At 35.4% G+C, this 14,958-nt stretch carries 11 protein-coding genes; 2 read left to right on the plus strand and 9 right to left on the minus strand.

All coding sequences use genetic code 11. From position 1 onward, the window contains the following. Nucleotides 1–171: 171 nt before the first annotated feature. The 9 genes from BK054_RS17420 to BK054_RS17460 form a co-directional block, all read right to left on the minus strand. Nucleotides 172–1,479 (minus strand): cryptochrome/photolyase family protein, encoded by a 1,308-nt coding sequence (locus BK054_RS17420; protein WP_006265768.1) that lies wholly within the window; start codon nt 1,477–1,479, stop codon nt 172–174. 119 nt (nt 1,480–1,598) lie between these two features. Beyond that, a complete protein-coding gene (locus BK054_RS17425; protein WP_006258443.1) occupies nt 1,599–3,029 on the minus strand; it encodes an anion permease in 1,431 nt (476 codons plus the stop codon). A 24-nt stretch (nt 3,030–3,053) separates the two neighbouring features. Then, nucleotides 3,054–4,256, minus strand: a complete 1,203-nt coding sequence (locus BK054_RS17430; RefSeq protein WP_006265769.1) for a porin — start codon at nt 4,254–4,256, stop codon at nt 3,054–3,056. Nucleotides 4,257–4,274: 18 nt separating this feature from the next. Further along, entirely contained in the window at nt 4,275–5,027 is a 753-nt protein-coding gene (locus tag BK054_RS17435) for a succinate dehydrogenase/fumarate reductase iron-sulfur subunit (protein ID WP_006258445.1), read from the minus strand. Between the two features lie 12 nt (nt 5,028–5,039). Continuing rightward, entirely contained in the window at nt 5,040–6,959 is a 1,920-nt protein-coding gene (locus tag BK054_RS17440) for a fumarate reductase/succinate dehydrogenase flavoprotein subunit (protein ID WP_006258446.1), read from the minus strand. 2 nt (nt 6,960–6,961) lie between these two features. Continuing rightward, a complete protein-coding gene (locus tag BK054_RS17445) occupies nt 6,962–7,621 on the minus strand; it encodes a succinate dehydrogenase cytochrome b subunit (protein WP_006265770.1) in 660 nt (219 codons plus the stop codon). A 1,517-nt stretch (nt 7,622–9,138) separates the two neighbouring features. Further along, nucleotides 9,139–9,564 (minus strand): GNAT family N-acetyltransferase, encoded by a 426-nt coding sequence (locus BK054_RS17450; protein WP_006265772.1) that lies wholly within the window; start codon nt 9,562–9,564, stop codon nt 9,139–9,141. A 53-nt stretch (nt 9,565–9,617) separates the two neighbouring features. Continuing rightward, a complete protein-coding gene (gene mdtD, locus BK054_RS17455; RefSeq protein ID WP_006265773.1) occupies nt 9,618–11,039 on the minus strand; it encodes a multidrug transporter subunit MdtD in 1,422 nt (473 codons plus the stop codon). Between the two features lie 312 nt (nt 11,040–11,351). Then, nucleotides 11,352–11,933, minus strand: a complete 582-nt coding sequence (locus tag BK054_RS17460) for an anthranilate synthase component II (protein ID WP_006261693.1) — start codon at nt 11,931–11,933, stop codon at nt 11,352–11,354. A 40-nt stretch (nt 11,934–11,973) separates the two neighbouring features. On the opposite strand from BK054_RS17460, the gene BK054_RS17465 reads away from it, so the two are divergent. Continuing rightward, a complete protein-coding gene (locus tag BK054_RS17465) occupies nt 11,974–12,942 on the plus strand; it encodes an aminodeoxychorismate synthase component I (RefSeq protein ID WP_006261694.1) in 969 nt (322 codons plus the stop codon). Between the two features lie 269 nt (nt 12,943–13,211). Beyond that, complete coding sequence (locus BK054_RS17470; RefSeq protein WP_006265774.1) at nt 13,212–14,903, plus strand: acyl-CoA synthetase; 1,692 nt, start codon at nt 13,212–13,214, stop codon at nt 14,901–14,903. Nucleotides 14,904–14,958 lie beyond the last annotated feature (55 nt).

A 14,958-nucleotide genomic window follows, 5' to 3' on the forward strand; every position in this document is an offset into this window, starting at 1 on the left:
CTTACTTTTAGTACAACTAAGAAAAAAGGGGATTAATAAGCAATATAAAATGTATTTTTTAAACATTACACTTCTTGATTCTAAGAAAAGTTAAATGTATGAAAAATTACGCTATCTCACCTATATCACCAACCTTTTTATTAATATTTTACACAATACTACTAAAATAAATTAATACTCTTGCAATCCTTCCTTAAACACTTCTAAAGCTCTTTCTCTAGCAAACTTATGTTCAACTATTGGTTGTCTATAATAGAGTTCTCGCCACTCAGGAACCCATTTATCCATATAGCTTCCGTCTTTATCGAACTTTTTTGCTTGCTCTGTAGGGTTAAATATTCTAAAGTAGGGTGCCGCATCACAGCCACAGCCAGCTACCCATTGCCAATTCCCATTATTAGAAGCTAAGTCGTAATCTAGTAACTGTTGAGCGAAATATGCCTCTCCCCAACGCCAGTCGATCAATAAATGTTTTACTAAAAAGCTAGCAACTACCATACGCACTCTATTATGCATAAACCCTGTAGCATTTAACTCTCTCATTCCAGCATCTACTAACGGATATCCCGTATTACCTTCACACCATGCCAAGAAGTCTGCCTCATTATTGCGATATTTTATACCCTCATATTTAGACTTAAAACAATGCTTTTCTACTGCAGGGTATAAATACATGATCTGACTAAAGAACTCTCTCCAAATCAACTCTGATAGCCATACATCGTTTTCTTTTAAAGCAATACGTACACATTTCCTAATAGATACTGTACCGAAGCGCAATGCTGTACCCAATAGACTAGTCCCTTTTATACTTGGATAGTCTCTATACTGATCATACCTCGAGACGATAGCTAGATCTACTTCATTGGTTATCTTCCTGTTTTCAGAAGGACGATACCCTAGCTGTTCTAAAGATAGAATATCACTTTGAAAACGATGAAACAATACCTTTTCTAAGGCTACGGTATAATCAAACAAATGATTTTCTGTCAATAATGATCTCCATCTTTTAGCATAAGGAGTATATACTTGATACGCTGTGCCATCTTGTTTTAAGATTTCACCTCCTCTAAAAATAACGTGATCTTTATATTGATAAAAAAGGATATTCTTTTGTTGAAGAAAAGAAGCTACCTCTTGATCTCTTTGAATAGCCTGAGGCTCATAATCTTCATTGCTATAAACAGCCTTTATTAAATAGTTATCTGCTAATTGTTCGAATGCCTCAGATACTGTACTGTGATAACATTGAACGCTTGAATTATACTTCTTCAGCTCGTCATTTATCTTCCCGACCTGCTCGTGAATATACTGCACACGCCTATCCTCTACATTGCTAAACTGCTCTAAAATATCTTTATCAAAGATAAATAGAGGTAGAATAGGGTATCCACTCTCTGCTGCATGATAAAAGGCGACATTGTCTTCTAATCTTAAATCACGTCTAAACCAAACTACTACTACTTCTGCTTTTCTCATCGTTTTCTTATTTATCCCTAGATTACCTTCGTATTATCAAAAAAGGGCTAAGCATTCTTTTATTCCCGAAAGATATAAAAGAATACTTAGCCCTACTAAATCAAATTATAAACTACTTATTAAAAAGCTCCTATTAAACTCATCCAACTCGTACCTACCACTAAATAAATAGCGAGTAGCATAACTCCGATGATTAGACCATAAGTCCACCACGACTTTAGCTCTACATACCCACTTCCGAAGAATACTGGTGCAGGACCATGTCCATAATGTGTTAATGTCCCGTAGATAGATCCCATAAAACCTAACATCATCGCTAATAATACAGGTGGAACTCCTAACGAGACTCCTACTCCTAATAAAGCAGCATACATAGCAGCTACATGAGCAGTCGCACTCGCGAAGATGTAGTGACTAAAGAAGTAAACAATCACAATAATAGGGAAAGCATAATGCCAATCCATATCACCCATTTTACCTTTTACTAAATCACTGAACCATCCGATGAAACCTAATTTATTCAATGAACTCGCCATCATCACTAATACCGCGAACCATACAATAGTATCCCAAGCTCCTTTTTCTGCCTTTACATCATCCCATGTCAACACAGATGTCAACAGTAAGATTGCTAAACCAATAAACGCAGTAGTAGTCGCATCGATACTAAATAAATCTCCAGTAATCCAAAGTGCTAACAGAATAACGAAAGTCATTAACATCAAGATCTCTGATATAGATAGCTTCCCCATTTCTCTTAATTTTTCAGCAGCCACCTTAGGTGCATCCCCTGTTTTCTTAAGTTCTGGTGGGAAGATTTTATATAATACTATCGGAGTCAAAATAAAAGCAACTAACCCAGGTACAAAACCTGCAGCCGCCCATGACATCCATGAAATATTAATTCCCATATCAGCAGCGAACTTCTGACACATCGGGTTACTCGCTGTACCTGTTAAGAACATAGATGACGCGATCAAGTTCATATAATAACAGTTCAGTGTCAAGAAAGAACCTAACTTCTTATGTGTTTCTGGTTTAGTCGCATCAGAACCGAAGTTCATAGCCATAGACTTCATAATAGGGTAGATGATTCCTCCTCCACGAGCAGTATTACTAGGAATAGCAGGTGCTAATACTAAGTCTGCTAATCCTAATCCATACGCTAACCCCAATGTACTTTTTCCAAAGGCGCGAATAAATAAAAACGCTATTCTATTTCCTAATCCTGTTTTGATAAAACCTCTTGCAATAAAGAAAGAGATACCGATTAACCAAATTACTTTATCTCCAAAACCACTTAAACTCAGTGCTATTGACTTACCTGGATCTCCAGGTGCTAACAATTGAAAGAATGCTGTTAGACCTACTGCTAACATACACATTGTTCCCATCGGTGCGGCTTTTAGGATAATACCTAAAATGGTACTTACGAATATGGCAAATAAATGCCAGGCATCTGGAGTTACTCCTTCTGGAATTGGGCAAAACCATAGTGCAATCCCGATCACAGCTGTAATCGCAAGATTCTTAAGATTTACTTCTTTCATCACTTATACGTCTTTGTGGTACAATTAGAATCTACATTGCAATTGGATAAATGCTAGATTAGAATTATAAGTTTTCGAATCTTTTATATTTTCTTTAAAGTTGTCTATTTGCATCCCCAGTTGGATTCTTGCTCCATAATTTTTAAGGAACTCTAAACTAAACATAGGTGTCAATGTCTGACGTGCATTAGAGTTTAACTGTGACTCCGCATCTAGATACTCATATCGACATGCGAACTCGATAGCCTGGAAGTGCTTTCTACCTACTTCATATCGAATATTAGGTAGCACATAGAAACTCTTCATCACATAATCATCTAACTTACCTAAGCGCTTATCAGCTGCCAGCTTAAAGAACGCATCGTGATTAGTCCCTTGCTTAGCCTCTGTTTGAAAATCAAAACACCAACGATCTCCAATAGGAAACTTAGCTGCTGCCTCTACTCCTACTGCATATACATTTTCTTTTTGCACCTCACCTATACCTCCACTAATACCTACATTAAAATCATGCTTCTTATTCAGGTTAAATAAAAGTCTACTTGAGTAATGCTTACCATCATCACTATCCGTCTTATTCTTTCCATTACCATTGGTCACAGAGAACCCGTAACTCATTGGCACTTTACCCAAGTCTACACTACCTGTAATAGCAGCACCTACTTGGAAGCTCATCCATCCGTTATTACCGAATAGATAATAAGAGTTAGAATAATCTATGGACTTAACGATATCTACTGCATACGTCTCTTCTAATCCGAATAGAGGTCTAAACTGTCCTACTGTAATCTGAAAGTAACGGTTAACCGTATACTTAGCATACGCATTTTCTAAAACACGTGTACTTACGTCTTTATTCTTAAAGTCCGCAAAATTAACAAGAGCTGTTACTTCTAAGTTTTCAGTAATCTTCGCATTCATAGAAACACGCATTCTCTTGATATCAAAAGAATTGTTAGCATAACTTGTCTTTTCTGGCGTTTCTGAGTGATGTAGTCCATCTATATCCACACCTTTTTTAAAGTTATCTAAGTATCGAGTCTGGAATACTCCTCCTACTTTAAACTTAGGATATTTCTGCGGTTCAGGATTGATAATAACCTTTTCTTCGAAGACTTGGATTGTATCTGTCTTGACTTCTTGAGCGAATGAAATAGCGGAGCAGCATAATCCTGCTCCTACTATTATTTTAAATTTTAAGCTATTATAGAGTGTGAGAGTGCTCATAGGCTTATTTTTTATTTGTTATTTCTTAAACTTTAAAAAGCTAGCACGATTGTACTCATAGTTCATACGTGCAATGTTTAGTACAGAAATACCTTGTGGGCATTCTACTTCACACGCTTCTGTGTTAGAACAGTGTCCGAAATCTTCTGCATCCATCTGCGAGATCATTCTCAACGCTCTTTCTTTACGCTCCTCTTGAGATTGAGGTAACAACGCTAATTGAGTAATCTTAGCTGATGTGAATAGAGCAGCACTACCATTCTTACAAGTAGCCACACATGCTCCACATCCGATACACGCCGCAGAGTCAAAAGCTGATTCTGCTGTCTCATGTGACACAGGGATTGTATTAGCCTCCGGAGCCTGTCCTGTATTTACAGATACATATCCTCCAGCAGAGATAATACGGTCAAAAGCACTTCTGTCCACTTTTAGGTCCTTCTTCACTGGGAATCCCTTTGCTCTAAAAGGTTCTATTAATACCGTCTCACCATCTCTGAACTCACGCATGTGTAACTGGCATGTCGTTGTATTCTCTAATGGTCCATGAGGGTTTCCATTGATTACTACACCACATTGTCCACAGATACCTTCTCTACAGTCATGGTCGAACTCTACTGGTTCTTCTTTATTTACAATTAATTGTTCGTTTAATGTATCCAACATCTCCAAGAAAGACATATGCGGATTTACATTTTCTAACGTATAATCAACAAGTTTTCCTTGTGTTTTACGATTTTTTTGTCTCCAAATTTTTAAATGCAGTTTCATAGACTTTTTTAATTATTTATAACTACGGATAGTTGGTTGTACGAATTCGAATTTTAACTCCTCTTTATTCAAGATAGGCTCTTTATCTAATGACCCTGGCCACTCCCATGCAGAGATGTATTGGAACTCAGCGTCATTACGCTCAGCTTCCCCTTCCTCTGTCTGGTACTCTTCTCTAAAGTGTGCTCCACAAGACTCGTTTCTAGTCAATGCATCATAACACATTAACACACCGATCTCTAGATAATCTGCTACACGTCCTGCTTTTTCTAATTCAGCATTCATGGTATCATTCTCTCCTGGAACATGAACGTTTTTATAAAATTCATCTCTTAACTTTTTAATCTCTTCGATTGCATAAGTTAACCCTTCAGCTGTTCTAGCTAGACCACAATAATCATATAATAACTTACCTAATTTTTTGTGGTAGTAGTCCACTGACTTATCCCCTTTTATATTTAATAATTGGTCTATTTTTTCTTTATTCTCAGTCACCACTTTGTCGAACTCTGGATGATCTGTAGAGATCTTACCTACTCTAATCTGATCTGCTAGATAGTTAGCAATCGTATAAGGTGCGATAAAGTATCCATCTACAGAAGCCTGAAGCAATGAGTTCGCTCCTAATCTATTCGCTCCGTGATCAGCGAAGTTCGCTTCTCCTAATGCAAATAATCCAGGAATAGTAGTCATTAACTCATAATCTACCCATAGTCCTCCCATAGAGAAGTGAGCAGCAGGAGATATCTTCATTGGTTCTTTATACGCATTGATACCCGTGATCTTCTCATACATACGGAATAAGTTTCCGTACTTCTCAGCGATTTTTGGTTGTCCTTGTTCTTTGATTGCTTTAGAGAAATCTAAGTATACCGCATTCTTTAATGGCCCTACACCATGTCCAGCATCGATACGCTCCTTAGCTGCACGAGATGAGATATCACGAGGTGCTAAGTTTCCGAATGCAGGATAACGACGCTCTAAGTAGTAATCTCTTTCATCCTCTGGAATATCATTTGCCTCTCTTGTATCATCTGCTTTTTTAGGTACCCATATACGTCCATCATTACGCAGTGATTCTGACATTAATGTTAGTTTAGATTGGTAATCTCCAGACTGAGGTAATGAAGTTGGGTGAATCTGAGTCCAGCTAGGAGACGCGAAATAAGCTCCTTTTTTATGTGCTCTCCAAATAGCAGATCCATTACATCCCATCGCTAAAGTAGATAGGTAATAAATTTTACCGAAACCTCCTGTTGCTAATACTACAGCATGTGCTGAGTGTTTCTCTATCTCACCAGTCTCTAAGTTACGCACTACTACACCTCTTGCTTTACCATCGATCACCACGATATCTAGCATCTCATGAGAAGAGTATAGTTGTACTGTTTTCTTATCCACTTGGCGCATTAACGCTTGGTAAGTACCTAATAATAACTGTTGTCCCGTTTGACCTCTTGCGTAGAAGGTTCTACTTACCTGTACTCCTCCGAATGATCTATTGTTTAAGTATCCTCCGTATTCTCTACCGAAAGGAACCCCCTGAGCTACCGCTTGGTCGATCAAGTTAAGAGAACATTCTGCTAGACGATACACGTTCGCTTCACGCGCTCTAAAGTCTCCTCCTTTTAATGTATCTACGAACATACGGTACACACTGTCACCGTCGTTTTTATAATTTTTTGCAGCGTTCACCCCTCCTTGTGCAGCTACAGAGTGCGCACGACGAGGTGTATCTTGAAAACAAAAAGCTTTTACATTATAACCCATCTCCCCTAGAGAAGCGGCTAATGAACTTCCTGCTAATCCTGTTCCGATAACGATTACATCAAGTTTTTTTCTATTCGCAGGGTTTACCAGACGAGCAGTTTTTTTATAGTTAAACCATTTTTCTTCTAATGGCCCCTGAGGTATTTTTGCATCTAATTTCATAGCTAGTTTTTAAGATTAGTGATGTAAATAAAAATTGGCATTGCAGCAAATCCTACACAGATAATTACTGAATAAGTAACTCCGAAGATATTAACCCAACGTACAAACTTTGGGTGAAATAAACCTAACGTTCTTACTCCACTCGTAATTCCGTGGATCAAGTGATAACACAATGCTACCATCGCGATAACATATACCACTACTAACCACAGCTCTTGGAATGCTGTAACTACTACTGCGTATAAATCTTTGTTTCCATTAGCATCGATGCCTATTTCTCCAAACTTATACACATACCAAAAGTTTTGAAAATGCAGAACAATAAAGATTAAAACTATTGTCCCTAATACTCCCATATTTCTGCTGTACCATTTACTAGCTCTACCTCTATTATCTTTTTTATAAGTACCTCCAGAAGCCTTGTTCTTAGAAGTAATAATTAAAGCATAGATGGCATGTCCTATAATAGAAGCATATAAAACATAAGAAACCATTTTTACCAATGGATTTCCGGTTAGAAAATGCGAGTACGCATTAAAGCTAAGTCTTGCGTGTTCTGGCTCTAAAAATAACTGTGTATTTCCTAAAAAGTGAATTAATAGGAAAAAGCAAAGAAATAATCCTGTCGCGGCCATTACAATCTTGCGTGAGAGTGTGTTCATCTTTGTACTTTGTTTTTAATAATTAATGAATCCTTATTATTGTTACTAAAAGCCTATTTAGAAAATCAGTACTATATTTTACTTCTATTTATTATGGAGTATTTTTTCGTTTTTACTTCTTTTAGATACATACATTCTACAAGAGTAAAGTGTCTTGATACACTCAAAAACATCCTATAAACAATTTTATATTCTAATTTCAAATAGACTCTAATCGTTTTCTCTATTTATATGTTAAAAGTATAATTTTAGTGTTATTTCAAAGATGACATATATCAGCCCTCATTTGGTTTTACTCACTACCTATACACATTAACGTACATCAATATAATATTACAATCAATGTGAACTTGTATTTAAAATTATCAAATATTTTTAACATAAATAACGTTCCTTAAAAAAATAATTAGTTATAATAAAGTATATAATCATTATAAATAGTATTAATACTTCTAAAGAATACGCTGCTCTTTTAACAAAAAGACAAATTCCATACCACAATACTCTTTTTAACAAATTTAATTAGCATAACAAATAGCAATACACCATATTCTATATGTATTCTTTCAAATAAACACAACTAAACAGTAGTAAAAATCATTATATTCATTTCAGATCCCTAAAAAGAAAATCTATTATATTATTCATAATTTATAAACAGATAAAACCATGAAACCCTCTTATTTACTACATTTAAGTATATATTATATATATTCAAAAAAGTCTCGTAAATGGAATAAAAAGCTTTCTATAAAAGTTGTAATAAACCTAAATAAGTATCTTTTCTTCTTCTTTTATGCACTAAACTGTATTTTTCTATTAATAGTTCATATTGAGAATTTAGTCTAAAAAGAAGTAAATCCTCTCCCGAAGATTACTTTTTCTACCTATCAAACCCTAAAAAGAGCGATTGCAGAATCCTCAATTTTACACTTCTATTTTTCTCTTTCTTTTAAAAGCTGTCATTAGAAGTGTGTTTAAATCAGAATAGGATAATGTAAGTGTATTAATAGAACTTCTATTCCCATCTATTTTAAATATTATCACAACATAGAATACAAGAACAATAAGTGGAATATAAAAGGACATTTATTGGACTAACATACGCTCTACTCCACCATTATCGGACTATTGTCCATGTATTGTCGAAGGATTTCCTTATAATCCCCATAAACGCTAGGCTTAAGAGCTATGGTAGATAAGTGCTAAAAAGAACACAAAACCAAATAACAACCTTACTATCAGTTAATTAACATAATTTCACGCCAAAAAAAACACTCCTTATTTTTTATAAAAACAGCGATATATCCATTATTTCGCCTTTAAAATGAAAAAAAGAAGTCTGAAAACTATAAAAACGATGTTTTAAGAGGCTATTTTCTACTCAAAAAGAAAAAAATGAGGAACAATTTTAAAAGAATACAAAACTAAAGCGCATAAAAAAAGCAGTAGTAAACCAAAGTCTACTACTGCTTCATAATATATGTTTTCTGACCTATTCCTCTAAGACTGAAATTCTACTTTAAATGCTTGACTAAGTACTTAGGTACATCCTCATACCCCTGTCTGAAATAAAAGCGATGTGCATCTGTCCTTCTACTATGACTGTGTAGTTCTATTCTATCACACCCCCTTCTTCTCGCTAGGGCTGTGACGTGTTCTTCTACTAACCTCCCCACTCCTTTACTCCTGATATCCTGATCTACAGCAAAATAACTTATCCTTGCAAAATCACCTTCTAAAGCTATCTGAGGAATAAAGTGTACTGAGATAAAGGCGATGACTTGTCCCTCATCTTCTACTACTAAGAGTGACTCTCTCTCACAGTTATTCATTTCTGCTATTCTATGAGGTAAAAAACCTAAGGTATTAGGATATCCCATTTGTTCTAAAAGATTAGCAACTACATCAGCATCGTTTACTTCCATCTTTCTTATCTCCATCTCTACTTATTTTTAAAGAAAAGTAACTATTTAAAAAAACAGAGACAATGTTTTTATTCTTTTTTATACGAGCGCGCTCCAGACATACTTGATCCTGCGTCTTTACTCAGATTAGTAAATACTAAACTAGACAGTATCGTAATCAATCCCATAACTAAGAAAGTATATCTAAACACGCCTATCTTATCACCTGATTCTGCAATCTGACTGTTCTGAAACAACATCAATACCATCGCTGATAAAGATATCCCTAGACTTACTGCTAACTGCTGTGTCACAGATAGCAGACTGTTTCCTTCACTAGAGGTATCCTGATCTAAATCGGCTAGAGAAATAGTATTCATAGAGGTAAACTGTATCGCGTTAAAAGCACCGTTACCGATCATCAGTAAGATAATTACCCAATAAGGCGTAGTAGGCGTTATAAAGAAGAAACAGCTGATTAACAACCCTGTCAGTACTGTATTGGTAATCAACGTACTTCTGTATCCAAAACGTCTCACAATAGGTACTACGAAGTTACGAGAGACCAAATTAGACAAGGCTTGTGGTATCATCATCATCCCTGCGTACATCGCTGAATATCCATATCCTACTTGTAATAATAAAGGGATCATCAATGGCATTCCCCCAATTCCGAAACGTGTAATTAAGTTACCAATCAACCCTAAACGAAGCGTGGTAATCTTAAATAAGCTCAATTTAATCAAAGGTTCTTTTGTCATTCTAGCATAGAATACATAAGCTACTCCCATCAGCATCGCTACAATAAATAGTGTAATTAATTGTACTGATGATATTGTCGGGCTATTCCATTTCTCTATTACTAAAGTTAAGGTAGTCAGTCCTCCACTAAACAACACCCATCCTAGAAGGTCAAAACGCCCTACCGTATTGGTAAAATTAGGGATAATCTTTCTAGCAAAAAGTACTGCTATCACACCTACTGGTACATTGATTAAGAATATCCAATGCCAAGACAACTTCTCTACTAAAAAACCTCCTACTGCAGGTCCTAGCATAGGTCCTATCAATCCTGGTATGGTGATAAAGTTAATCACCTTTAACAACTGGTTTTTAGGATAAGCATAGATAAGAGTTAGTCGGGCTACAGGCACCATCATCGCTCCTCCAACAGCCTGAAATATACGTGCTAGAACTAACTGATCTAAGGTAGCTGACATAGAACAGAATACAGAACCTAACGTAAATAGCCCCACTGCTAGGATAAAGATTCTCTTCGTACCAAATCGGTCGGCTAACCACCCACTCAACGGAATCAATAAAGCGACTGTCAATGTATAGGACACGATGATACTCTGCATCCCTAAGGGCGACTCTCCTAAGCTCTTAGCGATAGAGGGTAATCCTGTGTTTAAAATTGTAGCATCTAGTGCTTGCATAAAGATAGCTAGAGCTCCTAGCCATGGCAAATATTTGCGTGTTCTTTCATCTTTTATTACTCCTGCTTGCATTGTATTCTAAATCATTTAGTAATTAATAATTTCTTTTTCACAGTGCAAAATTAGAGTATCTATTCTCATTTATTTAATGAATTAGATAGATATTTTTTATCCTAAATAGGCTTTAAAATGATGAAAAAACAGTAGTTATATCAATTATATAATTCCCTATATCTTTCTTTGTTAATATAGAATTTTTATAGCTATACTATTACTAGATAGATAATTTTTATATTATTTATACTGCAAAATATGATAGATAAACTCTATAATGATTGATAAAAAAATGCTATTACAAGCAAAACACAATAAATAATTTAACCATTATAGGGATAACACCCAATTATTTATGATTTCTCTACCATGAGAAGTAATATATGATTCGGGATGAAACTGTACTCCCTTAATATTATATGTTCTATGGCGAATAGACATGATAACTCCTTCATCACTAAGCGCTACTACCTCTAATTCTTCTGGAAAATCATTAGTCGATAAAGCCCACGAATGATATAACCCTACTGAAACAGGGGTATCTATAGTAGTAAATAAAGTGTCTTCTGTTCTATAATGTAAGGTAGTAGACTGTCCGTGATAGACATAAGACAGATTCTCTAATCTAGCTCCGAAGTACTCTCCGATAGTCTGATGCCCTAGACAAACACCTAAGATCGGTTTGTCTGCTTTATATCTATCTAATATTCGAAACAAGATAGGGTAACTACGAGGGACATCTGGTCCTGGAGATAAAACAAGCATATCAAACTTATCCAAAGATTCTAAAACAACCTCATCATGAGGAATTACTGTAATATTACAATGTTCGTTCTCATCAAAGAGTTGAACCAAATTATAAGTAAACGAGTCATGATTATCTATTATAACAATTTGTTTGATTTCACTCATAAACTATTTTGTACTTTTGAACCTTTAAACTTGATTAAATATGGTGCTCAAAGATACAACTATCTCTCTAATGAACTCATTGGGATCACAGAGAATTCCTTTCCTTTTTATCATTAGCTATGATGGAAATGATTGTATCATCCAACCGTTAAAAGATATTGATCAAGAAGAAATAAAATATAACTTCAACGGAATAAGCAATACACAACCAAAAGAGCGTATCTCTGATCTAAAAATAGAAGCTACTCCCCTTAGCTTTGAACAATATCAAGAGAAGTTTGATATCGTCAAACAAGAGTTACAGCTAGGAAACACATACCTTATTAACCTCACTGTGGCTACTCCTCTAACTTCTGCGTATACCCTAGAAGATATCTATCATACTACTAAGGCAAAGTATAAACTACTGGTAAAAAATCAGTTCACTTGTTTTTCTCCTGAGATATTCGTTCAGATCAAGGATAATGCGATATACTCCTATCCTATGAAAGGAACTATTAAAGCAGATATTCCTAATGCTAGTGAATTGCTCTTAAAGGATAAAAAAGAGACGGCAGAGCATTATACGATTGTTGATTTGATCCGAAATGATTTAAACATTGTTTCTAAAAAAGTAAGAGTGAACCGATTTAGATATCTAGATCGATTAGAGACTTCTAAAGGACCTATCTTACAAATGAGTTCTGAGATAGCAGGAGAGCTATCTCCTAATTGGCACAAGGAGATAGGAACTATATTTAGCAAACTACTACCTGCTGGCTCTATCACTGGATCTCCTAAAGAAAGTACGGTAAATATAATAGCCAAAGCAGAACAATACGACCGCAATTACTATACTGGAGTATGTGGTATCTATGATGGTGAAAGCGTTGATAGTGCTGTGATGATTCGCTTTATAGAACAACAATCTAATCAACTGGTGTATAAAAGTGGTGGAGGAATAACCTCGTCTAGTGAAGTAGAAAAAGAATACGAAGAGTTACTTCAAAAAATATACATACCTAGTTGATTAATTTCAATTAAAATACAAATCAACTAGTATAAATTCATTTTTATCATTTTTAAAGTGATAAACAACTCTTATTAATAATAGTTAAAAAACAACTCTACTGAGCGAATTTAAATTATTCAATTATCATATTGCACTACTTTTTATTGCATTTTAGTTAATTAAAATCACTAAAAACAAGCACTTTATCTATTCATAATTGATTATTTTATTTTTATATACATCTTAATTCTGTAAATTACCCCTACCAAAAACTAATTTAATAAAGAATGAAAGATTTGTATAAACAAATCGGTGAATTACTCATCGATCAGAATTACGATGCCTTACATGATCTAAAAATCGAAAAGCCAGAGTACTTTAACTGGGTACAAGAAGTGTATGAAGATATACACGTAAAAGAGACACCTGAGAAGACTGCCCTATTATGGACAGATGGAGAAGTGACTCATCACTACACCTTTCAGACCTTACATGACAGGTATAACCAATTGATTAACTTCTTGCGTTCTAAAGGGATTCAAAAAGATGATGTGATTCTAACACAAATGATGCTACAACGCATTAACTGGGTAACGCATTTAGCTACAATAAAAGCGGGGTATAGATTATCTCCTGCTGCAAGTATATTAGGTGTAAAAGATCTAGTATACAGATTCCAAAAGATAGCTCCTAAAGTAATATTAGCTGATAGTGACAATGTAGAAAAGATAGATCAAGCAGAGAAAGAATCTGGTATAATGATCCCTGTAAAGATTATCGTAGATGGACAAAGAGAAGGTTGGTACCCACTGACTGTACTAGATGAACAGAGCAAAGAGGCAAAAGGTGAAATGACTAAACCTGATGATACCCTATTTATGTTCTTTACCTCTGGTACTACAGGAATGCCTAAGATAGTCTGTCATACTCAGTTAAGTCAACCTCTAGGACACCTTACTACTACCTCTTGGATAGGACTTACGCGCAATGATATTCACTATAATATCTCACAACCTGGGTGGGCTAAATTTGCTTGGAGTAGTCTGTTCGCACCTTGGAATGTGGGAGCTACTATATTTGCTTTTGCTACGAAAGAACGCTTCAATGCGGCAAAAACTCTAGAGATGATAGAGAAACACGAGGTAACATCTCTATGTGCTCCTCCTACTGTACTTCGTTTCTTCATACAAGAGGATCTAAAGAAATACAACTTTAGCCTAAAGAAATGTGTAGCAGCTGGTGAACCTCTAAACCCTGAGATCATTGAGGAATGGAAAGAAGGAACTGGATTAGTTGTTAGAGATGGTTTTGGTCAAACAGAAAGTACATGTATGATCGCTAACTATCCTAATGCTAAGCTAAAATATGGTTCTATGGGTAAACCTACTTTCTTATACGACATTGTCATTGCGGATGATGATGGAAAAGAAGTAGCGATCAATGAGGAAGGAAATATCTGTGTAAGAACAGGTACAGGACAGCTAAACGGGATATTCAAAGAATACTTATACGACAAAGTAAAACAGAGTGAGGTATTTAAACACGGATTATACTACACTGGTGATAAGGCATATAAAGATGAAGATGGTTATATCTGGTTTATCGGTAGAGATGACGATGTGATCAAGGCTTCTGATTACCGCATCGGCCCATTCGAAGTAGAAAGTGTATTACTAGAACATCATGATGTAGTAGAATCTGCTGTAGTAGCGAGTCCTCATCCAGTAAAAGGGTTTGAAGTAAAAGCGTTTATTATCTTAAATGACCATACTAAAGCATCTGCAACTTTAGCACAAGAGTTATTTAAATACTCTCGTGAACATCTAGCACCTTATAAGATGCCACGTAAGATAGAGTTTGTGACAGAGCTACCAAAGACTATTAGTGGTAAAATAAAACGTGTAGAACTAAGAGCATTACAAGCTGAAAGAATTGCCAAAAAACAAGAAGTTGAACTAGAGTTTGACTACGTAAAATAAGAAAAGAGAAAAGGGCTGCCAGATATCTGACAGCCCTCTCTAATTATAAATAAAA

Origin of the sequence: Myroides sp. ZB35 (assembly GCF_001865835.1) — a bacterium.
In the GTDB taxonomy this organism is placed as follows: domain Bacteria; phylum Bacteroidota; class Bacteroidia; order Flavobacteriales; family Flavobacteriaceae; genus Flavobacterium; species Flavobacterium odoratimimum.